At 46.2% G+C, this 24,079-nt stretch carries 21 protein-coding genes, 2 tRNA genes, 1 rRNA gene and 1 riboswitch; of the genes, 10 read left to right on the forward strand and 14 right to left on the reverse strand.

The window, feature by feature from the left end:
* Positions 1-64: 64 nt before the first annotated feature.
* The 4 genes from rarD (at position 65) to ggt (ending at position 4,490) form a co-directional block, all read left to right on the forward strand.
* Entirely contained in the window at positions 65-982 is a 918-nt protein-coding gene (gene rarD, locus NL644_RS22675; RefSeq protein ID WP_006743075.1) for an EamA family transporter RarD, read from the forward strand.
* 73 nt (positions 983-1,055) lie between these two features.
* Positions 1,056-1,853, forward strand: coding sequence for an AraC family transcriptional regulator (locus tag NL644_RS22680; RefSeq protein ID WP_181869568.1), 798 nt, complete (start codon positions 1,056-1,058; stop codon positions 1,851-1,853).
* A gap of 101 nt (positions 1,854-1,954) precedes the next feature.
* Entirely contained in the window at positions 1,955-2,620 is a 666-nt protein-coding gene (locus tag NL644_RS22685) for a LysE family translocator (protein ID WP_114324131.1), read from the forward strand.
* A gap of 103 nt (positions 2,621-2,723) precedes the next feature.
* The gene (gene ggt / locus NL644_RS22690; RefSeq protein ID WP_114324130.1) at positions 2,724-4,490 is read left to right on the forward strand and encodes a gamma-glutamyltransferase; all 1,767 of its coding nucleotides are present in this window, start codon (positions 2,724-2,726) and stop codon (positions 4,488-4,490) included.
* Positions 4,491-5,249: 759 nt separating this feature from the next.
* On the opposite strand, the gene uvrD is transcribed toward ggt, so the two are convergent.
* A complete protein-coding gene (gene uvrD, locus NL644_RS22695; protein ID WP_114324129.1) occupies positions 5,250-7,424 on the reverse strand; it encodes a DNA helicase II in 2,175 nt (724 codons plus the stop codon).
* A gap of 280 nt (positions 7,425-7,704) precedes the next feature.
* On the opposite strand from uvrD, the gene NL644_RS22700 reads away from it, so the two are divergent.
* The 4 genes from NL644_RS22700 to NL644_RS22715 all read left to right on the forward strand — a co-directional run bounded on the left by NL644_RS22700 (position 7,705) and on the right by NL644_RS22715 (position 10,138).
* Positions 7,705-7,965 (forward strand): DUF2282 domain-containing protein, encoded by a 261-nt coding sequence (locus NL644_RS22700; protein ID WP_031780600.1) that lies wholly within the window; start codon positions 7,705-7,707, stop codon positions 7,963-7,965.
* 82 nt (positions 7,966-8,047) lie between these two features.
* Entirely contained in the window at positions 8,048-8,917 is an 870-nt protein-coding gene (locus NL644_RS22705; protein WP_114324128.1) for a DUF692 domain-containing protein, read from the forward strand.
* A complete protein-coding gene (locus tag NL644_RS22710; protein WP_114324127.1) occupies positions 8,914-9,672 on the forward strand; it encodes a DNA-binding domain-containing protein in 759 nt (252 codons plus the stop codon). The genes NL644_RS22705 and NL644_RS22710 overlap by 4 nt, the downstream gene beginning before the upstream one ends.
* A gap of 10 nt (positions 9,673-9,682) precedes the next feature.
* Positions 9,683-10,138: a DoxX family protein gene (locus tag NL644_RS22715; RefSeq protein WP_114324126.1), complete on the forward strand. Its 456-nt coding sequence runs from the start codon at positions 9,683-9,685 to the stop codon at positions 10,136-10,138.
* 27 nt (positions 10,139-10,165) lie between these two features.
* On the opposite strand, the gene NL644_RS22720 is transcribed toward NL644_RS22715, so the two are convergent.
* Positions 10,166-10,450: a hypothetical protein gene (locus NL644_RS22720; protein ID WP_005397034.1), complete on the reverse strand. Its 285-nt coding sequence runs from the start codon at positions 10,448-10,450 to the stop codon at positions 10,166-10,168.
* A gap of 91 nt (positions 10,451-10,541) precedes the next feature.
* Positions 10,542-11,735, reverse strand: a complete 1,194-nt coding sequence (locus NL644_RS22725) for a multidrug effflux MFS transporter (RefSeq protein ID WP_005397036.1) — start codon at positions 11,733-11,735, stop codon at positions 10,542-10,544.
* Between the two features lie 107 nt (positions 11,736-11,842).
* Between NL644_RS22725 and NL644_RS22730 the strand changes: the two genes are divergently transcribed.
* Both NL644_RS22730 and NL644_RS22735 read left to right on the forward strand, forming a co-directional pair.
* On the forward strand, positions 11,843-12,784 hold the full coding sequence (locus tag NL644_RS22730; RefSeq protein WP_006743068.1) for a LysR family transcriptional regulator: 942 nt from the start codon (positions 11,843-11,845) through the stop codon (positions 12,782-12,784).
* A gap of 202 nt (positions 12,785-12,986) precedes the next feature.
* Positions 12,987-14,777 carry an aminopeptidase P family protein gene (locus NL644_RS22735; protein ID WP_114324125.1) on the forward strand — a complete coding sequence of 597 codons (1,791 nt, stop codon included), beginning with the start codon at positions 12,987-12,989 and terminating at the stop codon, positions 14,775-14,777.
* 101 nt (positions 14,778-14,878) lie between these two features.
* On the opposite strand, the gene thiH is transcribed toward NL644_RS22735, so the two are convergent.
* From thiH to rrf, 11 genes are all read right to left on the reverse strand, one after another.
* Positions 14,879-15,991, reverse strand: coding sequence for a 2-iminoacetate synthase ThiH (gene thiH / locus NL644_RS22740; RefSeq protein ID WP_114324124.1), 1,113 nt, complete (start codon positions 15,989-15,991; stop codon positions 14,879-14,881).
* Between the two features lie 34 nt (positions 15,992-16,025).
* Positions 16,026-16,793, reverse strand: a complete 768-nt coding sequence (locus NL644_RS22745; RefSeq protein WP_114324123.1) for a thiazole synthase — start codon at positions 16,791-16,793, stop codon at positions 16,026-16,028.
* Between the two features lie 5 nt (positions 16,794-16,798).
* Positions 16,799-17,053: a sulfur carrier protein ThiS gene (gene thiS / locus NL644_RS22750; protein WP_114324122.1), complete on the reverse strand. Its 255-nt coding sequence runs from the start codon at positions 17,051-17,053 to the stop codon at positions 16,799-16,801.
* Between the two features lie 38 nt (positions 17,054-17,091).
* A complete protein-coding gene (locus tag NL644_RS22755; protein WP_114324121.1) occupies positions 17,092-17,865 on the reverse strand; it encodes a HesA/MoeB/ThiF family protein in 774 nt (257 codons plus the stop codon).
* On the reverse strand, positions 17,852-19,267 hold the full coding sequence (locus NL644_RS22760; RefSeq protein ID WP_114324120.1) for a thiamine phosphate synthase: 1,416 nt from the start codon (positions 19,265-19,267) through the stop codon (positions 17,852-17,854). Before NL644_RS22760 ends, NL644_RS22755 begins: the two co-directional genes overlap by 14 nt.
* Complete coding sequence (gene thiC / locus NL644_RS22765; protein ID WP_005397069.1) at positions 19,267-21,207, reverse strand: phosphomethylpyrimidine synthase ThiC; 1,941 nt, start codon at positions 21,205-21,207, stop codon at positions 19,267-19,269. Before thiC ends, NL644_RS22760 begins: the two co-directional genes overlap by 1 nt.
* Before the next feature lie 164 nt (positions 21,208-21,371).
* Positions 21,372-21,470, reverse strand: a riboswitch (TPP riboswitch).
* Between the two features lie 60 nt (positions 21,471-21,530).
* On the reverse strand, positions 21,531-21,914 hold the full coding sequence (crcB, locus tag NL644_RS22770) for a fluoride efflux transporter CrcB (protein ID WP_005397071.1): 384 nt from the start codon (positions 21,912-21,914) through the stop codon (positions 21,531-21,533).
* Between the two features lie 123 nt (positions 21,915-22,037).
* Complete coding sequence (locus NL644_RS22775; protein WP_114324119.1) at positions 22,038-23,417, reverse strand: multicopper oxidase family protein; 1,380 nt, start codon at positions 23,415-23,417, stop codon at positions 22,038-22,040.
* A gap of 248 nt (positions 23,418-23,665) precedes the next feature.
* Positions 23,666-23,742: transfer RNA gene (locus tag NL644_RS22780), tRNA-Trp, on the reverse strand.
* A gap of 61 nt (positions 23,743-23,803) precedes the next feature.
* A tRNA-Asp gene (locus NL644_RS22785) sits at positions 23,804-23,880 on the reverse strand.
* Positions 23,881-23,926: 46 nt separating this feature from the next.
* Positions 23,927-24,043, reverse strand: a 5S ribosomal RNA gene (gene rrf / locus NL644_RS22790).
* Positions 24,044-24,079: the final 36 nt, after the last annotated feature.

Raw genomic sequence — 24,079 nt, forward strand, 5'->3', positions numbered from 1 at the left:
TGTTTCGCATCACGACTCGTATACTGATTTTCTGCTCTATAAACACACAATTAGGTGACACCTCATGACACCAGAAGACGAACAACAACGCGCTCGGCAAGGTATCTTGCTGGCGATTGGTGCCTATACCATGTGGGGCATTGCGCCGATGTATTTTAAATCCATCGCACAAGTATCCCCTTTGGAGATTCTGAGCCACCGGGTGATTTGGTCTTTCTTTTTGCTTGCCGCACTCCTTCACTTTGGCCGTCACTGGCGCTCGGTTTACTACATCGCGAAAGACAAAACGAAGATCGCTTACCTGATCGCAAGTTCTGTATTAATTGGCGGAAACTGGCTGATTTTCATCTGGGCGGTCAATTCCAATCATATGCTTGACGCGAGCTTAGGCTATTACATTAACCCATTAATCAATGTCTTGCTCGGCATGGTCTTTTTGGGAGAGCGACTTCGTAAGTTGCAATGGTTTGCTGTCGTATTAGCGGGCTGTGGTGTACTGGTCCAATTGATTGTATTCGGCTCCGTGCCCGTTGTTGCGATGGCGTTAGCAATGAGTTTCGGCTTCTATGGCCTCTTAAGGAAGAAAGTCAGTGTCGATGCAAAAACAGGATTGTTTATCGAAACATTACTCCTTCTGCCTGTCGCCGCCGTGTATCTGCTGTTTATTGCAGAAACCCCAACGTCGAATATGCTCACTAACCCGTTAGCATTAAATAGCTTGTTGATTGCAGCAGGTGTGATTACCACACTGCCCCTGCTTTGTTTTACGGGTGCGGCAACAAGACTCAAATTATCAACGTTAGGCTTTTTCCAGTACATCGGCCCAAGCTTGATGTTCTTACTGGCAGTACTGATGTATGGCGAACCCTTTACCATGGATAAAGCGATTACCTTTGCCTTTATTTGGGGAGCGCTAGTCGTATTTAGCTTTGATGGACTGCGCAACAACCGTCGCTCACGCCGAATCGTTCAGCCACAGTGATCGTTTTTTACAAGACAAGTTAGAAATTGCCAGATAAGCTTGGTCATAATGTGACCAAGCTTTTTTGTATGTAATGGAACAGATTCAATACTACGCAACCGACCATGATCAGCTGAGCCTGATCGAGGCGAAATACCAGAAGTTTGCCTTCCAAAGGCACTATCATCTGGACTTTCACCTCGGTCTGATCACGCATGGCACGCAAAAGTTCCAATATCAAGGCTGTAGCCATCAAGTGGGTCATGAGCAAATCGTAATTATGCCGCCAGATGAACTGCACGACGGGCACTCTAAGCTCGAAAGTGGCTATGAAGTGAATGTATTTGCGATCGAGCCGCGCCTACTCAGCGATCTTGCCGATCTTAGTCAAAATGGTCAAATAATCCGCTTTAATGAATTGATCATCTCCGATCCACAGATATTTTCACAACTTAGTAACTTGCATGCTCTTCTTCGCCGCGAGAACCTCAGCCAACTCACCAAAGATTGCCTTCCTTTTGAAGGATTTAATCAACTTTTTGATCGCTACGGATCACTCGCGAGGCAAAAAGTGGTTCCGCTTGGAAAACAGTCTTTGCATACCTTAAAAGATTACTTAATGGCGAATCTCGACCAAACAGTTCGTTTAGATGCACTATCAGAGCTCTGTCAACTGAGCCCCACGCAATTTCAACGCCATTTCAAAGCGCAAACGGGGATGACTCCCTACGCTTGGTTTGCTCGCTTGCGATTAGAGCAAGGAATGAAACTACTCCAAGCAGGATGGTGTGGTACGGACGTCGCCTATCAAGTGGGTTTTTATGATCAGGCCCACTTTAGTAAAGCGTTTAAACAAACCTATGGCGTCTCGCCTTCACAAGTGGCACGCTAATATCTCATACGCTGTGGTATTCAGTACTGCTAGTTTTTTACAAGCACTACCGAATAAGAATCACGACAATAACTCATATCCACTATGTTTTGAGATGTGTTATGAATGAATCGACTATCCTTTTAACGCTTGCCAGTATCCACTTCATTGCCTTAATGAGCCCAGGTCCGGATTTTGCGCTTGTGGTACAAAATGCCACCCGTCATGGCCGTCAAACCGGCTTATACATTGCGCTTGGCTTATCAGTCGGTATTTTGCTGCATTCTTTATTCAGCCTAACGGGGGTGAGCTATTTAGTTCACCAGCATCCTCTGCTCTACTCCGTCTTACAATTGCTTGGGGGCAGCTATCTGTTGTATTTGGGTATCGGTGCACTGCGCGGCGTGATCGCGACGATCAAAAACCCACTTTCTGATCAGCCAAGCAAAAACAGTAACCTTGTGATCGGTAATAAACGTCAGGCGTTTACCAAGGGGTTCGCAACCAATATTCTCAACCCCAAAGCCTTAGTATTTTTTGTGAGTTTAATGTCGAGCCTTGTCCCAGTGGGCATGTCGGTGACAGGAAAAGGAATTGCTCTGGTGATTTTGTTTGGTTTGTCGCTACTCTGGTTTTCTAGCCTTGCATGGATGCTGTCAACGCAGCGCTTGCAAACAAGATTGCAGCAAGCCGGCATTTATATAGATGGTTTATGTGGTGTGGTATTTACCCTAGTTGGCAGCAGTATTTTAGTGCAAACCTCCGCTCCTTTCTCGATAACTCTCTGATTTAAAAGCGTCGCACACTCGACATTTCTTTAATAGGAAACTCGACGACTATCTCCGTGGCTGCCAAGCTGAATAACCTTAGTTGGCAACATGGAGAGTCATCATGCAATGGACATTTAACCGACTCGTACTCTCGGGTCTTTTTCTTACTTCCCCTTTCACCTTCACTGGACAAGCCTTCGCTAACCAAGCTGCAGATTCGGTCGCACCAGAGCACAGCACTGGCATTGAGCAAAAGCAGCTGGTCAAAGCTAAAGATTATATGGTTACCGCTGCTAACCCACTGGCGACTCAAGCGGGTGCAGACGTACTTGAGCAAGGCGGGAATGCGATAGATGCCATGGTCGCGGTGCAATTGATGCTTGGCTTAGTTGAACCCCAGTCATCAGGTATTGGTGGCGGTGCGTTCTTAGTGTATTGGGATAGCGAAAAGCAAAAACTGACCACTTACGACGGGCGTGAAACCGCCCCCCTCGCCGTAACGCCAAAGCTATTTTTAGATGAGAACGGTCAGCCATTGCAATTCTACGATGCCGTGGTTGGTGGACGCTCTGTCGCAACACCAGGCACCGTGAAACTATTGTGGGATACCCACCAGAAATACGGCAAGCTGGAATGGAAAAAGATCATTCAACCTGTTATCTCGCTTGCGGAGCAAGGATTCAAAGTCAGTCCTCGCCTAGCAAGCTTGATAGAAAAAGACGCCGAGCGTTTATCACGCTTTCCAGTCACAAAAGCCTATTTCTTTAACTCGGATGGCTCGCCAAAAACCAAAGGTACGCTATTAAAAAACCCTGAATACGCACAAACGCTGAGTGCTATTGCTAAGCAAGGCGCCCAAGCCTTCTACCATGGGGATATCGCCAGAGACATTATCGAGACGGTACAAAACGCGCCAGGTAACCCCGGTGTATTAGCCCAACCCGACTTTGATACCTACCAAATCAGACAACGTGAGCCGGTTTGTGCAGCATACCAAAGCTATGACATTTGCGGCATGGGACCACCAAGCTCTGGCGCGCTCACCATTGGTCAGATTTTGGCGATCACTGAACAGTACGATCTCAAAGGCTGGGGGGCTAACAGCATTAAATCTTGGCAAGTACTCGCCGATGCATCGCGTCTAGCGTTTGCTGACCGTGGTAAATACATGGCAGACCAAGATTACGTGCCGATGCCAACGCAAGGCTTGCTTGATGAAAGCTACCTCCAGCAGCGAGCAGAGCTGATCCAAGTCGGCAAAGCACTAAGCAAAGTTGAAGCGGGCAATCCTCCGTGGTCGCACGCAATGAACTTAAGCATGGACGAATCCATTGAACTCCCTTCCACCAGCCATTTCAATATCGTCGATAAGCAAGGCAATGTGGTTTCCATGACGACCACCATTGAGAATGCGTTTGGCTCACGCTTAATGGTGCGTGGCTTCTTGCTCAATAATGAACTGACCGATTTTTCTTTCCGTACTCATAACGAAGGAATCCCAATCGCCAACCGCATAGAACCAGGCAAACGTCCACGATCTTCAATGGCCCCGACCATTATGATGAAAGATAACAAACCTTACATGGCGATAGGTTCTCCGGGTGGCAGTCGAATCATCGGTTACGTGGCGCAAACCATCATTGCCCACACGCAATGGGATATGGATATCCAACAAGCAATCAATCAACCACGATTACTCGACCGTTTTGGCACCTTAGATATTGAACAAGGTACCGCTGCAGAAGGCTTACAGCCAGAGCTGGAGAAGATGGGCTTTAAAACCAATGTTCGTGATTTGAATTCTGGACTGCATGCGATACGCATAACAAAAGATGGACTAGAAGGTGCCGCAGATCCTCGTCGAGAAGGAGCAGCAATCGGCAAATAGGCCTGTTTTGCTCGACTCCTTGTGCGAGATCTCTCACAAGGAGTGGAGCAAACCTCTCTTTTTTAATGGTAAAACAGCCCACAAACAAACATAAGATATTGAATAATATAAATATGTTTGTTTTTCAAACGCTTTTGATTGAGAAAAATGTGGGCTTCGACCATTGTTGAGAATCGTGAAGAGCGTAATATGAACCTTGTCGGAAGGATGCTGACACGGAACAGGAAACACCACGGATTTGGTGAACTTCAGGAAGAAGAAACGGGTATTCAGGATGAATAGTCGGGCATGGATTGCAAAACTGGACATTGAACGGAATCAATAGCAACTAGGACGGTTGCTACTAAGGACGGGAAATGGACACCTCTGGACGAGGAAAGGACTGAACATCAGGATGATGTCATGGACACCGCTCAGGGAACAAGTGATGAGAGCTAACGAGGATGGTTAGCAGACCAGGATAAGGTCAAGGACACCGCTAGGAAGGCGACGAAAGGATTAAGCTGAAGGAATGCAGCACGCTATCAAGGATTTGATGCATGGAGCACTTTTAGTAGCTGGATTGCTGCGAGTAAGACTATAACCCCGACGGGCGTAAGCCCTCGGGGTTTTTCTTTGTCTAAAGATAAGCGATTTAGACTAAACTCCTTTTCGAATAGCGTCATTTAGTTCCCTATCTTTCAGCATTTTGTTGATTCAAAACAGCCAAAACAGAAAGAGCCACCGAAGCAGCTCTTATGTTCATTTTTTCACAAAGCCCTACAGCTTCTCCAGTCTCGCGTAAGCGGTGACTAACCATTTAATGCCTTCACCATTGAAAGCAATCTGCACTCGGCTTTGTGGGCCACTACCCTCAAAGTTGATGATCGTTCCTTCACCAAATTTCGGATGCATCACACGAGAACCTAGTGAAAAACCAGTCTCATTGAAGTTTTCTTTTACTGCGGTTTGGCTAAAACGTCCACTACTTGAAGGGCGACTCACTTGCGCCTTCATGCGCACTTCATCCAAACACGTTTCTGGTAATTCACGAATAAAGCGCGATGGTTTGTGGTATTTGTCCTGGCCATATAGGCGACGCATTTCCGCGTAAGTAATGTAGAGCTTTTGCATCGCGCGCGTCATACCCACATAACACAGACGGCGCTCTTCTTCCAAACGCCCAGCCTCTTCAGCGGACATCTGGCTTGGGAACATACCTTCTTCCACACCGACCATGAATACCAATGGGAATTCCAAACCTTTCGCACTATGCAGCGTCATCAGTTGGACTGCATCTTCAAATTCGTCCGCCTGACCTTCACCCGCTTCCAGAGCCGCATGCGTTAAAAATGCCGTCAGCAGAGACATTTCTTCCGCTTCTTCTGGTTTTTCGAATTGGCGAGTGGCGGTAACCAGCTCCTCCAAGTTTTCTATGCGAGCTTTAGACTTTTCGCCCTTCTCTTGCTCATACATCGCAAACAAACCCGAGTACTTGATCACGTGGTCCGTTTGCTCGTGCAATGGCATTTCTAGTGTATCGTCTTCCAGCGCGGTGATTAATTCGACAAAACGACTTAACGCGCCAGCTGCTCGACCCGTTAATACTTGCTCATCGAGCATTGCCAGACTGGCTTCCCACATAGTGCAACCTCTATCACGAGCAGCACGACGGATAGTCTCTAGCGTCTTATCGCCCAGACCACGTGTTGGGGTATTCACGACACGTTCAAACGCGGCATCATCGTTGCGGTTCGCCATCAAACGCAAGTAGCTCAACGCATCTCTGATTTCTTGACGCTCGAAGAATCGCATGCCTCCGTAAATACGGTACGGTAAGCCTGCCTGAATTAATGCTTCTTCCAAAACACGAGATTGCGCGTTGTTGCGATACAGCATCGCAGCATCATTCAATGCGCCGCCATTCTCTTGCCACTCTTTGATTTTATTGACCGCAAAGCGCGCTTCGTCAAGCTCGTTATAAGCGCTGTAAACCGAGATCGGCTCTCCCACATTGCCATCCGTCCACAGCTCTTTACCCATACGTTCAGTGTTGTTCGCAATCAAGGTATTGGACGCTTCAAGAATCGTCTTGGTCGAACGATAGTTTTGTTCGAGACGAATGGTGTTCACGCTCGGAAACTCCAGCGTGAACTTCTCAATGTTCTCGACTTTTGCACCGCGCCAACCATAAATTGACTGGTCGTCGTCACCTACAATCATCACGTGACAATCTGGGCCAGCCATCATGCGTAGCCAAGCGTATTGAATGTTGTTGGTGTCTTGGAATTCGTCAACCAAGATATGCTTAAAGCGTGCTTGGTAGTGTTCACGCACAAACTTGTTGTCACGCAGTAGCTCATGCGCGCGCAGCAAAATTTCCGCAAAGTCCACTAAGCCAGCACGATCACACGCTTCTTGGTAAGCGGTATACAGCTGCAAATAAGTTTTGGTCACTGGATCGTGATAAGCGTCGATATGCGATGGGCGTAATCCTTCGTCCTTCTTACCATTAATCCACCATGAAACTTGGCGTGCAGGCCACTGCTTTTCATCCAAGTTTTGTGCTTTGATCAAACGCTTTATCAAGCGCTGCTGATCATCGCTGTCTATGATTTGGAAATCTTCCGGTAGCTTGGCATCAAGATAGTGTGCACGCAAAATGCGGTGACAAATACCGTGGAAAGTCCCATTCCACATGCCAGATGCACTGCCCATCATCAACTCTTCAATACGACCACGCATTTCTGCTGCCGCTTTATTGGTGAAGGTGACCGACATGATCGAGAAAGGAGAAGCTTGCTCGACTGACATAAGCCAAGCGATACGGTGAACAAGAACGCGAGTCTTACCACTCCCTGCACCAGCAAGGACAAGTAAGTTTTCTAGAGGAGCTGCAACGGCTTCACGCTGTTTATCGTTTAGACCGTCGAGTAATAGAGATGGATCCATCATGATGAGCTACTGGTTATTTATACATAAAAACCGATTATAACCTAAACAGCTGGGTGCTGTTTAGACAAAACTTGATAAAAAATTCGTTGTTTTTTTAATCTTTCATTCAAAGAGTTAACGAAGGTAATCACTCCAAAACCATTCGCGAGAGTTATTTTTATGAAAGTTTTTCTGCCTCATCTCTATCTTTTAATTTAAGCAGGTGGATAAAGGTTGTACGCCAAACGGCGAATCGACTTGCCGAATGAAAGTAAAAGGAAATCACTCAGAGGAAATTATGATGAAAAAATCGAATCTTGCTGTTACTGCTGCTGTTACTGGCCTTCTTGCTCTTGGTGGCACCATGCTCACCGCAGCCCCTGCTGTCGCAGCAGAAAAAGAAAAGTGTTATGGCGTGGCGAAAGCCGGTAAAAATGACTGCGCAACGAAAAACAGCTCTTGCGCGGGTACCTCTAAAGAAGACAACCAAAAAGATGCTTTTGTTGTCGTTCCTAAAGGATTGTGTGACAAATTGGCTGGCGGTAGCACCAGCGGTTCATAACTCAACATCACAAGTTTCTGTGGGGCGCGTTGCACTTTAACCAACGCCCCCAGTTACTCGCCAATCAGAAAAGGAGTTTCACGTGAAACATCACTCTTTCCATCCTCTTGCTGGTGTTGGATTACGCTCCCCTCATCTCGATTATTTTAGCCGACATAAACCTGAGCTGTCGTGGTTAGAAATCCACAGCGAGAACTACTTTCAGCCCAACTCAGTAGAGCGCCATCAACTGCAAGCATTACGCGAGCACTACCACATCAGTTGCCACGGTATTGGTTTATCGCTGGGCTCGGTGGAACGTGTGAATACGAAACATTTAGCACAACTAAAAGCATTGATAAATACAATTGACCCGCTCTTCGTTTCTGACCATTTAAGCTGGAGTGAAAATGGTGGTCACTACTTCAATGATCTACTTCCCTTGCCTTACACGGAAGAAGCGCTGCAAGTCTTCACTCGTAACGTGCTTGAAGTGCAAGAACATCTACAACGTGAAATCTTAATTGAGAACCCATCTAGTTATGTGAAGTTTCACCATTCAACCATCAGCGAATGGGATTTTCTTACCGAAGTGCAAAAGCGCACCGACTGTCGTTTATTACTCGACTTAAATAACGTATATGTTTCCGCCTTCAATCACGGTTTTGATTGCGACACATACCTAGATGCGATTCCAGCCGACAAAGTCGACGAGATTCATTTGGCAGGTTTTACTATTAAGACGTTGGATAAAGGTGAGATTTGGATTGATACTCATAGCCGTCCCGTCAGTGATGAAGTATGGCAGCTGTTCGTTAGTTGGACACAAAAACACGGCCCTCGCCATACGCTGATTGAATGGGATTTGGATATTCCAGCACCAGACATCCTCCTTGGCGAAGCAGAAAAAGCGTCCTCACTATTGCAACAAAGCAATTTAATTGACCAAAAGAGCAAAAGGAAAGCGTCATGAAGCTTGCGACCTTGCAGAGTCAATTTGCTAAGGCCCTACATTATCAAGCGCTCGGTGAAGAATGCGACATTGTGAGTGACAAGTTTACCGCAGATGAACGCATACAGATTTACCGCAATAACTTTATCATCAGCTTGAGTGAGGTATTGGCAGCGACCTACCCAATGGTTGAAGCCTTAGTTGGAAAAGAATGCTTCGATCAAATTGCTCGCCAACACGTACTTTCTCACCCCTTAGCAGAAGGTAATGTCGTACATTATGGTGCTGGCTTTCAAGATACGATTATGCAGTTTAGTCAGGTCATGACCCAAGCCCCGTACACTCCTGAAGTCGCAAGGTTTGAATGGCATATGGACTTAGCTCGACAAATACAGAATGAGAAAGTCGAAAAACCAAATCGAATCCCTTTATCTGCACTTGCCCAAGTGACGGAAGAACAACAACCTCAATTGGTGTTTCATTTGCGCACTGGCAGTCGCAGCTTTGACTCAAACTACGCCGTATTTGATCTCTTTCATGCGATTCAACACCAAGAGTTTGAACAGCTCAATATCAATCAATTACAGCGAGGTGTCATCTCTATTCAAGCCAATGGAGAAGCTCAATGTCACGCACTCGATACCGATGTTTTTCAACTGCTGCAATGTTTAGAGCAGAAGCAGAGTTTGAGCGAAATACCCGAAGCTTTGCTCGTTCACCTTAATAGCATCATGGCACTCGATCTCGTTGACGACTTTACATTGAAATCAATCTAAGGAGCACTCTATGACTAATACGGTTAAAAACTTAGTCAATCGGTACGACGACTTGATCAATACCTTACAAGCTGGCTTTGTCCCTTTACTACTTCTCTTTTGTCGCTTATGGGTTGCATGGGTGTTCTTCAATTCAGGGTTAATCAAAGTTTCTTCTTGGGATAGCACGCTGTATCTATTCGAATTGGAATACCAAGTACCACTTTTGCCTTGGGAGTTAGCGGCCTACATGGGAACGGCTGCCGAGTTGATTTTGCCAGTATTTTTAGCGCTGGGATTAATTACCCGCCCGATGGCTGCGATTCTGTTTGTGTTCAATATCATCGCGGTCATCTCTTACCCGGCATTGTGGGAAAAAGGGTTCTATGACCATCAGTTGTGGGGATTCATGATTTTAGTGGTCATCGTATGGGGACCAGGAGTCATCTCTATCGACCATGTTATAAAGAACAAGCTGACGCGATAAAAAAATCCCCGCAGTGGCGGGGACTTTTTATTGTTTATTTAAGTAAGCAAGAAGCTCATCAGCTGAGATGCCCTGTTGAGCAAGATCTTTTGCCAACAGCTCAACTTGTTCACCTTTGCGCGACTCAATCACTTGCTGGAATTGGTACACGATATCACGCAAAATTGGCAGAGGTACTTGTTTAGCCGCACTACGAATACGCTCGGAGCTTTGATTACCCAGCTCATTAAGCAACTTGCCAAACATCACCTTTTCTGGTGAATCTTCCATTTGCTCTAGAATACGAGCCATTTCATACGTGGTTAACGACATTACTTTTTGAGTTCCGTTATGGTGTCAGGAAAAGTCTGAACGACAAATATACACGCCTTACTTACATTGGAAAATACTAAATTACACTGATTTACGCTTTCGCAAAGCTTGAATGCCAGTTCTTACCTGCTTTTGTAAACAGAACCACCAACGCAGGCAATAGAACCCACATATGAATTGCGATCAGTGTTTGAGGTTCCAAAGATAAACGCTGCAACGTACCAACCAACAAACCAGAGCCACTCATTTGGAACAACCCAAGCAGTGCCGCAGCCGTACCCGCTTTGTCACCAAACGGTTCCAATGCTTTCCCTGCCGCTGCACCCAGAATGAATGCAAAACCCACTGACGACATGAAAATAGGTAGCATAAAAGAAAGCGCGGTATTCTGACCATTCATCACCAGCATGATCACACCTGCGAGGCCCAGAGTCGAGATCCCCGTAACTAAGGTGTTGTGCGTGCCAACGCGCTCCATAAACTTAGGTGCAAGCATACAAGCCGCAATATTGATCACTGCATTTACACCAAACCAGAAGGTGAACTCATTCATCGACAACCCCATCCCTGTCATCAATACCGATGGCGCCGAGGTGACATACGCGAGAATAACCGCCATTGCCATTAAACACAGTGAAGCATGGAAGACAAAAGATGGCGTACTAAGCACTGCCCAATAACGGCTGAGCTTAAACACGGCTTGCTTTTCCGTTGATGGGTTGGTCTCTTTCATCATGAAAAACATCAATGAACCGGACACAACGGCAAAGCCAGCCATAAAGCTGAAGTTAGCTCGCCAATCAAATTGCTGAGTTAACCAACTACCTAGAATTGGAGCTAATGCCGGAATAAAACAAATCGCGCCGTTAAGATAGCTGATCATTTTGCCGCTTTTTTCCGGGCCAAAGATATCGCGAACTGTTGCAAAGGCTGCTACCGATGTCGCACACGCACCTAAGCCTTGTAGCAGTCGGGAAACCAACATCCATTCAATATTTTGAGCACTCCACGCCAATAAAGCGCTCATCGCATAGATAGTGATACCGCCCAATGCAACAGTTCGACGTCCGAGTTTATCTGCCAAAGGGCCAGCAAACAGTTGCCCGACACCCATCGCAAATAAGAACCAAGTGATCGTGTCTTGTGCTAGCGCATTATCGACCTGAAAAGTGGAAGCAATAAGAGGTAAAGCAGGTAGATAAATATCAATCGCAAGAGGACTGAAAAGAACCAAAAGGGTCAATAACGCCATCTGTTTTTTACTATTAGAAAACTGGCTAGGCACACAACACTCCGAATTGGATAAAGAACTTTGGATAGAGCTTAATCATCTGATGATATGAATGGAAATGATGTATAATCATGAGCATTATTCCTTAGAGGAAATTCACCGTGAACGTCGAAAAACTGGCTCGTATCGATTTAAATCTATTGGTCTGTTTTAAAGTTTTGATAGAAGAGTTAAACGTCACTCGCGCGGCTCATCGATTGTGCTTAAGTCAATCCGCCGTGAGCAAATCACTGGCTAAACTGCGCATCCAATTTGATGACCCGCTTTTCACCCGAAACTCACATGGATTAACACCAACGCCGCGCGCATTGTTTCTTAAACCGAAACTGGATCTGTTGATAAATCAGTTAGAAGTACTGACTCAACCAGAAGAGTTCTCTCCACAAAGCAGCGAATACCGTTTTCAAATAGCAGCGGTTGAAAGTGTTTACCCTCTGATTCTGCCCCATTTCTTACCGGCGATTTTTCAGCAAGCCCCTGGGGTGACGATCAGCACTCACCCTTGGTCCGATAATACTTTTAAAATGCTGCAACGTGGCGAGCTAGACTTAGGCTTAACTGGAAAAGATATCGATATTAATGATGCCAAGCTGACTCTGCTGCCACCCGATGACATATGCGAACTGGAAATTTATCGAGATCACCAGATGTGTATTATTCGCAAAAATCACCCAGCATTAAAACAGCCTTGGAACCTCGAAGCGTATCTCGCCCTGCGTCACGTACAAGTGCGTTGTGACGGCAACGACCGTTGGCTGTTAGATTATCGCCTTGCCGATATTGGAGCCGACCGCGATATTGCCGTCACCGTTCCGGACTTTAATAGTGCCGCAAGTTTATGTTCCTACACTGACTTTATTTTTACCGCCCCAAGCCATTTTGTGCAGCTCGCTGCTAAACAGCTTGATTTGGTCGTACTACCACTCCCGCTAGAATTTCCACCTATGGCATACACTTTATTCTGGCACCGAGACAGAGAAAACGACCCTGCATTGGGTTGGCTACGTACGATGATCACACAAAAAACCGATCACCTTAGATAAAAATACCGCTCTCAATTTGCGCTTAGCGGGTAAAATGAGTAGCTTAACTGTCGTAGTCCTTTTTGGCTCATCTATGGCCTAGTTGTACTCCGACTCAACCTAAGTCATTGCAAACTTGCGTTGATCATAAACTGCATGAAGCAGAAGGAAACAGCTCCCACACCTGAGCATGAAGGAGCGGTAATTTGAAGGAATAAAACAGATGCACAACGAAACTCTCAGCCGTGTGAATGCGATTCGCGAATGGCTTATACAACATAATATTGATGCCCTACTGGTTCCGCACGAGGACGAGTATTTGGGTGAATACGTCCCAGCGCACAACGAGCGCTTACATTGGTTAACAGGCTTTACTGGTTCTGCTGGTGCTGCGGTAATCACCAAAGACAAAGCCGCTATGTTTGTTGATGGCCGCTATACCGTTCAAGTCACCAAACAAGTCCCGGGTGACCTATTTGAATATCGTCACCTTATTGAAGAACCAGCTTTAGATTGGGTTCTAGACAACCTGCCAACAAACGCATCTGTCGCAATTGATCCTCGTATGCACAGCTCAGCTTGGCTAGACATGGCACAAGCTAAACTGGCTGGAAAGCTTGAGCTAAATATTCTGACCAACAACCCAATTGATGAGTTGTGGCATGACCGCCCAGCTGCTGTGGTTTCTGATGTTCGCCTGATGCCAACAGAAGCCGTCGGTCAATCAAGTGAGAGTAAGCGTCAAGAGATCGCCCAACTGGTAAAAAAAGCGGGTGCAGATAGCGCTGTGATCACAGCATTAGATTCTATTTGTTGGCTGCTGAATGTACGTGGTTTAGATGTATCACGCCTACCAGTTCTGCTTTCTCACGCGATTCTGCACTCAGATTCAAGCGTGGAATACTTCCTCGATCCTGCTCGTCTACCTGCTGATTTTGACGCTCACGTAGGCACCGGTGTGACCGTTCACCACCCAGAAGCACTTCAATCTCGCCTTGAAGCCATGACAGGTAAAAAGGTATTAGTTGACCCTGCAATCAGTAACGCTTGGTTTAAGCTAGTACTACAAAACTCTGGTGCGTCCGTGATTGCAGCAGCAGACCCATGTCTGATGCCAAAAGCGGCGAAGAACTCGGTTGAAATTGCGGGTATGAAGGCGTGTCATATCCGTGATGGCGTGGCAATGAGCAAGTTCCTATGTTGGTTAGATGCGGAAGTTGCTGCTGGTAACCTGCATGACGAAGCGATATTAGCAGACAAACTGGAAGCATTTCGTAGCGAAGACCCTACGCTAATGGATCTCAGCTTCGATACCATTTCAGCTGCGGGCGGCAACGCGGCAATGTGTCACTACAACCACGAAAACCAACCTGAACCAGGTAAGCTAGAACTAAACACACTTTACCTCGTGGATTCAGGCGGTCAGTACCTAGATGGCACTACAGACATCACACGTACCATCGCGATCGGTCAGCCTTCACAAGAGATGATTAAACAATTCACTCTCGCACTAAAAGGTCACATTGGTGTTGCACGTGCACGTTTCCCGAAAGGCACACGTGGTTACCAAATCGATACACTAGCTCGTCAGCACCTGTGGGCGGAAGGCTACGATTACGACCACGGTACTGGTCACGGTGTTGGTCACTTCCTAAGTGTTCATGAAGGTCCGGCGAGCATTTCGAAGAAGCAAATCGACGTACCTCTAACAGAAGGCATGGTGCTATCCAACGAGCCAGGTTACTACCGTGCAGATGCGTTTGGTATCCGTATCGAGAACCTAGAGCTTGTTGTTGAAACCCCGACTAACGGTGACTTCCCTGTTCTATCATTTGAGTCGCTAACACGATGCCCAATCGACAAGCGCAACATCAACGTTGATATGCTAACTCGTCCAGAGCTTGCGTGGCTGAATGATTACCATCAGAAAGTATGGGATGAGATCAGCCCACTTGTTGAAGGTGATGTGAAAGAGTGGCTTCGTCAAGCAACGCTGCCTGTAGCACACAGCTAGAAGCTAGAAAAAAGTAGAGGGTTGATGTTTTGCATCAGCCCTCTTTTCTTTGCCTATGTTTCACGTGAAACATAACGATGACCGGTGGCTTTATTTACTGCTTAACCAGAATACGCTGAGTGCCAATCTCGCCATACAGGGTCAAATCCTTTGGCTCGAATCATATCTTCCACAGAACCCGCGCTTCGCTCATCGCTGATCTCAAACTGCTCGAGTTCAACATCATCCATCGCATAACCCCCCGGCTGAGTTTTTGATGCAGCAGACATACTGGTGATGCCTAACGGTAATGCATTGTCTCTAAACTTGGGTGATTCACGAGTCGATAATGACAACTCCACCTCTGGATTCAACAAGCGATAAGCGCAAATCAACTGAACAAGCTGCTTATCCGTCATGACTGATTTTGGTTGGAGCGCGCCCTCACAAGGACGTAAACGTGGGAAAGAAATTGAATAACGAGTCTGCCAATATGTGCGCTCAAGATACTCCAAGTGCGCTGCCACATAAAAACAATCTGTTCGCCACTCTTCCAACCCTATTAAAGCGCCAATACCGATCTTATCAATACCCGCTTTTGCAAGGCGATCGGGTGTATCCAATCGGTATTCGAAATCCATCTTATTGCCACGCAAATGGTGCTCGGCATACGTCGAAGGATGATACGTTTCTTGATAGACCATCACCGCATCCAAACCCAATGTCTTGAGCTCTGCGTATTCGTCTTGATCTAGCGGCTGCACTTCCATCGCTAAATAATTAAAACGTTGCTTAATCATCGGCACCATTTCACGGAAGTATTTCATGCCCACTTTGGTTTCGTGTTCGCCAGTCACCAGCAATACGCTATCAAACTTCATGCGTTTAATGGCTTCAACTTCTGCTGCCACTTCGTCCCTATTCAAGGTACGACGCTTGATTCTGTTCTCCATCGAGAAGCCACAATAAGTACAAGCATTGGCGCACAAGTTGGAAAGATACAACGGAATATAAAGCGACATGGTATTGCCAAAACGCTTGCGAGTTGCTGAATATGACAACTGCGCCATTTGCTCTAAGTACGCCTCAGCCGCTGGTGAAATTAGTGCTTTAAAGTCTTCCAAATCACGCTTGGGTTTATTCAATGCCCGCTCAACATCTTGTGCCGTTTTCGCGTAGATCGACATCGAAATGTCATCCCAATTAAGCTGCTTAAATTGTTCAACGAAGCTCATGTTTTCCTCGCTTAATAGCTAAACCAATCTAGGACTAAAGCTCATCTAGGAATGACGTCAGTGGACTCGACGCAACCGCATGAGAAACCTTACCCGCAAGTCCGGCTTCATAAGCCATACGCCCCGACTCTACCGCCAACTTAAATGCTTTCGCCATCGCAACGGGATCGCTCGAAGCCGCAATCGCGGTATTGACGAGCACGGCATCCGCGCCCATTTCCATCGCACGCGCGGCATGTGAAGGAGCACCAATACCCGCATCGACAACGACAGGAACATTAGCTTGGTCGATAATGATCTCTAGGAAATCATGAGAAACTATCCCTTTGTTAGAACCGATCGGCGCGCCTAATGGCATGACCGCAGCACAGCCTACTTCTTCCAATCGTTTACACAGTACTGGGTCAGCATGACAATAAGGAAGCACAATGAAGCCTTCACGCACCAGTTCCTCAGCGGCTACAAGTGTCTCAATTGGATCGGGCATCAAGTACTTCGGGTCTGGATGAATTTCCAGTTTTAGCCAGTTTGTACCTAACGCTTCTCGCGCCAATTGTGCTGCAAACACAGCATCTTTAGCATTCTTTGCACCTGAGGTGTTCGGCAATAAGTTCACCCCCGCTTGTACTAACGGCAGCAAAATATCGTCTTGTTGGTCGTTCACATCCACACGCTTCAACGCCATGGTCGCAAGTTGAGATCCCGACACTTGAATCGCTTCTGCCATTAATCGGCTGTTGGCAAACTTCCCTGTTCCCGTGAACAGTCTTGATTCGAATTGTTTATCACCAATTTTAAGCATCGACTTTAACCCCCTGCGATCGCTTGAAACAAAGAGATGCTATCTCCCTGTGAAAGAACTGTGCTAGCCCACTCACTGCGCGGCACAACATGGTTATTAATTGCAAAAACACAGCCCATTTCAGGCAACGCAAATTGACTAATGATTTGCTGTAGATTCGACTCACTGGCAACTTGATGTGACTGGTCATTGATGACAATAGTGATCATATCTAAGTCAGCAGCGGTCATTTGTGGTGCTTGTTGTTCTGATAACGTCATTGCTTCCAACTCTCTTAATTCTGTCCATTACTCGTAAGCTAAATCTGAGCACACACTTGGCACTGTTTGTCTTTGCTTATCGCCGTGGTTTGCCATTGCAGTTTCAATCCATCAAACAGATGCAACTTGGCAGTCTCAACATGAAACTTTCCCGTCGCCAGTTTTTGAATTGCCGCTATCGCTTGGTAGTTACCAAGTGTCCCCACCACCGGACCGACGACACCGCTCTCACTGCATTTTTGCGTTTGCGGTAATTCATCGAACGGATACAAACAGCGGTAACACGCTTTACTCTGCGCTTCTTGTTCACTTGGTGTTTGGTAATCAAAAACAGCGAATTGCCCTTGCCAACCAATTGCCGCCGCCGAGATGAGCGGCGTATTTTGCTCGAAACAAACTTGGTTAATTAGCTGGCGCGTTGGCATGTTATCGGTGCAGTCCAGCACCACATCCGCTAGCATCACCTCAAGCTGCAGCTGTGCTTTGTCTAATCGCTTATTGAGAGCACGAACTTGGACCATAGAATTAAGTTCAGTAAGTTGCTTTACAGTCGCTTTTGTTTTCGCAACTTGGAGGTCTTGCTCACGATAAATGATCTGACGTTGTAGGTTACTGCTATCAACTTCATCATCATCAACCACAACCAATTTACCAACACCCGCTGATGCCAAGTACAAACTCGCTGCGCTTCCTAACCCACCACAACCGATGATTAGCACATGCGATTTACTCAAACGCTCTTGCCCACCTTCAGCAATTTCAGGCAGAGCGACTTGGCGTTGATAGCGAAGAAACTGCTTATCCGTGAGCATGCTCGCCTCTCTTGGTATCCGCCAATTCACTATTCTGATCAGTAAACGTTAGTTGTCTTTCCTTCATCAGTTGTGCAAAAAACTCGATAACGGACTGAGGTGATTCTGCCAAGGTAATAGCACGCACGACTGCCAAGCTAGAAACGCCCGTTTGCCAAACTTGGTCAGCATTAGATTGGTCGATGCCACCGATCGCGACCGTCGGAAAGCCAAGCACGTCGCCACTAACGGCTTTGTCTTTTGAAGGACGGAAAGCCGACTCTGTGTTTCTATAAGGAATACTATCAATCAGCTTTTGATACAGTGCCAAGCGCACCAAACCTTGTGGTTTCGATGGCATCTGTTTTGTGGTGGTTGGGAAAATATGCCCTAGCGCGATGTAGCTAGGATGAATTTGTACGATGCGCAGTAGTTCGTAATAACCATGAGTAGAAAGACCAAGACGAATGCCGGCTTTAGTTAGCTGAGCCAAATTCGACTCTTCTATGTCTTCTTGTCCTAGGTGAACGCCATAAGCGCCATGCTTGATTGCCAACTGCCAATAGTCATTGATGAACACTTGAGCTTGATACTGACGACCTAACTCAATTGCTCTAATGATCTGTTGTTCCAAATCGGCTTGTTGTGGGTTCTTGATTCGTAGTTGAATAGTGTTGATGCCTAGTGGCAGTAAACGCTCAATCCAAGCAACGTCATCAACGACTGGGTAGAGCCCTAGACTTTGCTTAGTTAGAGTTGGAAAGCTAACGCTCTCACCTTGCGCAGACCAACCAACTTGAATACCGAGTCGGTTATCTTCCAGTACTGGTGTGGGGAAATCATCAAATTGGTTAGCCCACTGAGTTGATTGTTCCTCGTCAAGGTTGTCATTCGATAGTGTTTCACGTGAAACATTCGCTTGTTGGGTTAGCATTCCTCGAGCAAGTGTTAACGCATCTTCGATAGGAAAATCGAGTACTGTCAGCGCTACTATCCAAGCAAGGTGATGTTCGGGATCGAACATTGCGTTGGGTTTGGACTTAACGGAAAGCGCTCTCACTTCGTCGTTAAAGGGGTGACGCCAGATATCAAGCTGATGCACTTTCTCCTTTTTATCGGAAACCTGAGTATCAGCAATACCAATATAAATCGCTTTCGACGGTTGCTTAGCACACGCTTCTACCGACAAAGTAGAGCGGTAATAAAGCACAAATAAACTCTCATGTTCAGAGTCATATCCATCAATGAGATCAGTCGTTATGTTTGTGGTCTGTTGGTCGCGAACAAGCTGAATAGATTGAGTTGGGCTCACGCCCAACTCAATGTCTTCGATTATAAAACCCTGTTCTTTCGCCAACAACAAACATTGCTGAACTAAACCTGTCAGTTCAATCAATGATGACGGAATAAGGATTTTGCTCATTAGTCACTTACCTCGGCATGTGCTGCTGGGTGGTATAACTCAGAACCTGACTCTCTAAATTCTTGCGATTTCTGACGCATCCCCTCAAGAGGATCATCAAGCATTTTGATCGAGATAGCTTGGTCCGCAGCAACTTGCTCAGTATCTTTCGCGTATTCTCGAACCTCTTGCGAAATCTTCATCGAGCAGAACTTTGGTCCGCACATCGAACAAAAGTGAGCAACTTTTCCCGACTCTTGAGGCAAGGTTTCATCATGGAAAGCGCGCGCGGTTTCTGGGTCGAGTGACAAGTTGAATTGGTCTTCCCAGCGGAATTCAAAACGTGCTTTAGAAAGCGCGTTATCACGAACTTGTGCGCCAGGGTGCCCTTTCGCCAAATCAGCAGCATGAGCAGCAAGCTTGTAAGTGATCATGCCTACCTTCACGTCTTCTTTGTTCGGTAAGCCGAGGTGTTCTTTAGGAGTTACATAACAAAGCATCGCACAGCCATACCAGCCAATCATGGCAGCGCCAATGCCTGAAGTAATATGGTCGTAACCAGGAGCGACGTCTGTCGTCAGTGGACCAAGCGTGTAGAACGGAGCTTCATGGCAGTGCTCTAGCTGCTCTTCCATGTTCTCTTTGATCATGTGCATTGGAACATGGCCAGGACCTTCGATAATGACCTGTACGTCGTATTCCCACGCAACCTTAGTCAACTCGCCAAGGGTACGAAGCTCCGCAAATTGCGCTTCATCGTTAGCATCGGCAACCGAACCAGGGCGCAGACCATCACCAAGAGAAAGTGCCACATCATACTTGGCACAGATTTCACAGATCTCTCGGAAGTGGGTGTATAAGAAGCTTTCTTGGTGATGCGCTAAACACCATTTCGCGATGATAGAACCACCACGAGAGACGATGCCGGTAACGCGTTTTGCTGTCATTGGTACATAGCGCAGTAGTAAGCCAGCATGGATAGTGAAGTAATCAACACCCTGCTCTGCCTGCTCAATCAGAGTATCGCGCATCACTTCCCAGTTAAGGTTTTCCGCAACACCATTCACTTTCTCAAGCGCTTGGTACATAGGTACGGTACCGATCGGAACCGGGCTGTTACGCAGAATCCATTCTCGAGTTTCATGAATATTGCGACCTGTGGAGAGATCCATAACAGTATCGCCACCCCAGCGTGTCGCCCACACTAGCTTCTCAACCTCTTCCTCAATCGAAGACGTCACCGATGAGTTACCAATATTGGCGTTTACTTTGACCAAAAAGTTACGTCCAATGATCATTGGTTCGGATTCTGGGTGGTTGATATTAGAAGGGATAATCGCGCGACCTTCGGCAACTTCTTTGCGAACAAACTCGGCGGTAATGTCTTTTGGAAGATTCGCTCCAAAGCTTTGACCAGGATGCTGTTGATTCAGCACATCATCACGGTACTTGGCACGACCCATGTTTTCACGCAGCGCGATGAATTCCATTTCTGGGGTGATAATACCTTTGCGAGCATAGTGCAGTTGAGTGACGCATTGCCCATCTTTGGCACGTCGAATACGTGGTAGATTGCCGTAACGAAGATCGTCTAGTGTTTCGTCTTCTAAGCGTTCTTTGGTGTACACCGAGCTTACTTCATCGAGTAACTCTGTGTCACCACGCTCTTCAATCCAGCTTTCTCTTAGCTTTGGTAAGCCGCTATAAAGGTCAATATCGTAGTTCGGATCAGTATAAACACCTGACGTATCGTAGACTCGGACGGCTTCATTCGGCTCGAAAATAGGCGCTTCTTTTGTGCCACCAATCAGACTATCTGCTAGCGCTATTTCACGCATAGGTACACGAACATCTGGACGTGAACCTTCTACATATACTTTTGTGGAATTTGGGTACGGCTGTACCGAGAGTGTTTCAATAAACTGTTTTGCTTCCAGTCTCGCTTGTTTGCGACTCGACATAGCATTTTTCCTTGCTTTGTTATACTAGATAAAAAGTAATTGGATAAAAATGCTTGGCGGATAGATGCGACAAGAGGAGTCAAATTAAGGCTAAATAAAGCTTAAGTAATTTGCCTATAACAACATTCGACTATTTGATAGGTCAACCAGAAAGAACTCCGGTATAAATATCTTCTCTTGTTCCCTTCGCAGATTCTAATCTGATCAGGTTCAACGGATCCCGAATTAACGGTCTCAGCCTTATGGCACTCCGACAAGTGATATCAGTATATAAAAACGGCCTGGTTAAACCAAGCCGACCTGTTTAATTTTTAACTACTTTGCTAGCTGCGCATCAATAATTGGAAACCGATCCACGCAGCAGAGATACTCAGCACCACATTTAATAAAATATTTAACCCCATCTTAAAAAATGCACCTTGCTGCATAAGTAAAACATTATCCATAGAAAAGGTGGAAAACGTCGTCAGTGCCCCTAAAAAGCCCAAACCAATCACTTGTCGCCAAGGTTCTGTTGCCAACAGTTCATTGTCGAACGCAGCAATCAACAAGCCCATTATAAATGAACCGACTACATTAACGGTTAACGTACCGTATGGAAAACCACGCCCCAATAAAATGACACACAGTTCAGATATCAAGTAACGAGAACACGCACCGAAAGCACCACCTAGTGCAATAAAACCAAGAATGGAAAACTGCCCCATAATTCCCCCAACACTATTGATGACGATATTGTAACCAAAACTAAAGCAATATTGATGGTGAAATTTTAGAATTCGACAACGTATTGCATTTAAAACACGCTGAGATTAAAAAAGTTACAGGAGTCACTTTACTTCAATATACCCCATCAAACCGGTTTTCATATGCTCAATAACATGGCAGTGATACATCCAACGTCCAGGGTTGTTAGCAACAAAGGCAGCTTTGGCACTGCCATTTTTTCCAAGTAAAACCGTATCGGTATGGAACGGTTCGTCGAGTTTTTTTCCATCTAACTCAAGAACAGTAAATGTATGCCCGTGAAGATGAATAGGATGATGATATTGAGTAACGTTCTTCAAATTGAAGATATAGGTTTTTCCAAGCTCCAATGTTGAAAGTGGCGCAGGGATATTATCTATGCTCATTTCCTCCCAAGCCCGTTTGTTCATCAGCCAGAATTTAGGTATCGCTTTGCCCGATTTATCGACAGGAGTGATCGCCCCCTCCCATTCAAACACATAATCGATTTGCTCCGCATTTTCCAAATCAAGATCAGGCACAGGGTTGAGAGGCAATAAAGGCAGTTTCTTGTTGCTTGGCAGGTCAGACTCAACAACTTCAAACTCACACAAAGAGAATGGGAAGCGCCCTTTCATTTGACGCACATAAACACGCTCTCCAGCCTTCGGAGCAATCAATCCGATATCCAATCTCATTCCCGGGCCAATTTTGTGTTGAGTGAGCCTATAAGGCGTTTTAACTGGATTGCCATCGATAGCAATAACCCAAGCCTCTGTGCCTTCAATCGCGATCGGATAGGTAATGGTGTTATCGACATTAGCAATTCTTAATCGCGTAGTCGCGTTCTGCTCCAGCGTATAAACAGGCTCATGAATACCGTTGACGCTACTCCACTCTCCTGGCGTTCCCATACGTGCACTCAAGCGCGGCACCATTAGATTCTTCCACTGTCCTTGCTTGTCTAAATGCCAATGCTTGAGGACGACTTCATGCTCTTCATCAAACTGAACAGGCTCAGCCTCTTCAACACTTATTAGCCCAACCAACCCCATACCAAGCTGCTTAACGCTGTTCATGTGTGGGTGATACCAAAACGTACCTGCATCTGGCGGTGTAAATTCATAAACGAATGTTTCACCCGGCATGATAGGCGGCTGACTTAAGAAAGGTACACCATCCATTTCAATGGGGATTCGCAGGCCATGCCAGTGAATTGTAGTTGGCTCTGAAAGCTTGTTGGTAAATCGGATAATAACTTTCTCACCTTGGCGACAGCGAATCGTAGGCGCTGGAATCGAACCATTAAACGCGAGTACGTCTGTGTTAAACCCTGGGACCAATTCTGCAGTAGAAGGCTCTGCAGTGATATCGTATATATGTTGCCCCTTATTAGTACTCCGAGATAGAGAACATGCAGGTAGAACGGTAAGCGCGGAGATTGCTAAGGATGATTGAAGGAAGCGTCGACGAGATATATCCATACATAGTTACCCATTAATCCAGATCGGTTGAGTGTAACTAAATATAAATAATGATTCTCAATTATTACTAACATTTCGGAGCACTTGGTTATAACGACTAGTCTAATAGGTTGGTGAGTTCGAGTAGCTAATAAATACTTACAAAGAGCAGCAGGCAGCAAAAAGTCATATAGGTGGGATGAGAGGACACATGCATAGTGGCAAGCAGATACAAAAAAGGCTCTGACCTAAGTCAGAGCCTTGATATATGGCAGGGGTGGAGAGATTCGAACTCCCAACACGCGGATTTGGAATCCGCTGCTCTGCCAATTGGAGCTACACCCCTGTAGAATTCTTATATTCTAGATTTGACAAAACCTCGCATGGGCGAGGTTGTCGATATTAAGTGGCGGAGTGGACGGGACTCGAACCCGCGACCCCCGGCGTGACAGGCCGGTATTCTAACCAACTGAACTACCACTCCGCAGTGGTATCACCCGCTTGTAATCAGCAAGTGTCCAAAATTTAAAGCCTGGCGATGTCCTACTCTCACATGGGGAAACCCCACACTACCATCGGCGCTATTTCGTTTCACTTCTGAGTTCGGCATGGAAATCAGGTGGGTCCAAAACGCTATGGTCGCCAAGCAAATTCTTTAATTCGGAAAGCTGTTTTCTTAATTC

Source organism: Vibrio sp. Y10_XG_PY6, from assembly GCF_024181795.1.
In the GTDB taxonomy this organism is placed as follows: Bacteria; Pseudomonadota; Gammaproteobacteria; order Enterobacterales; family Vibrionaceae; genus Vibrio; species Vibrio diabolicus.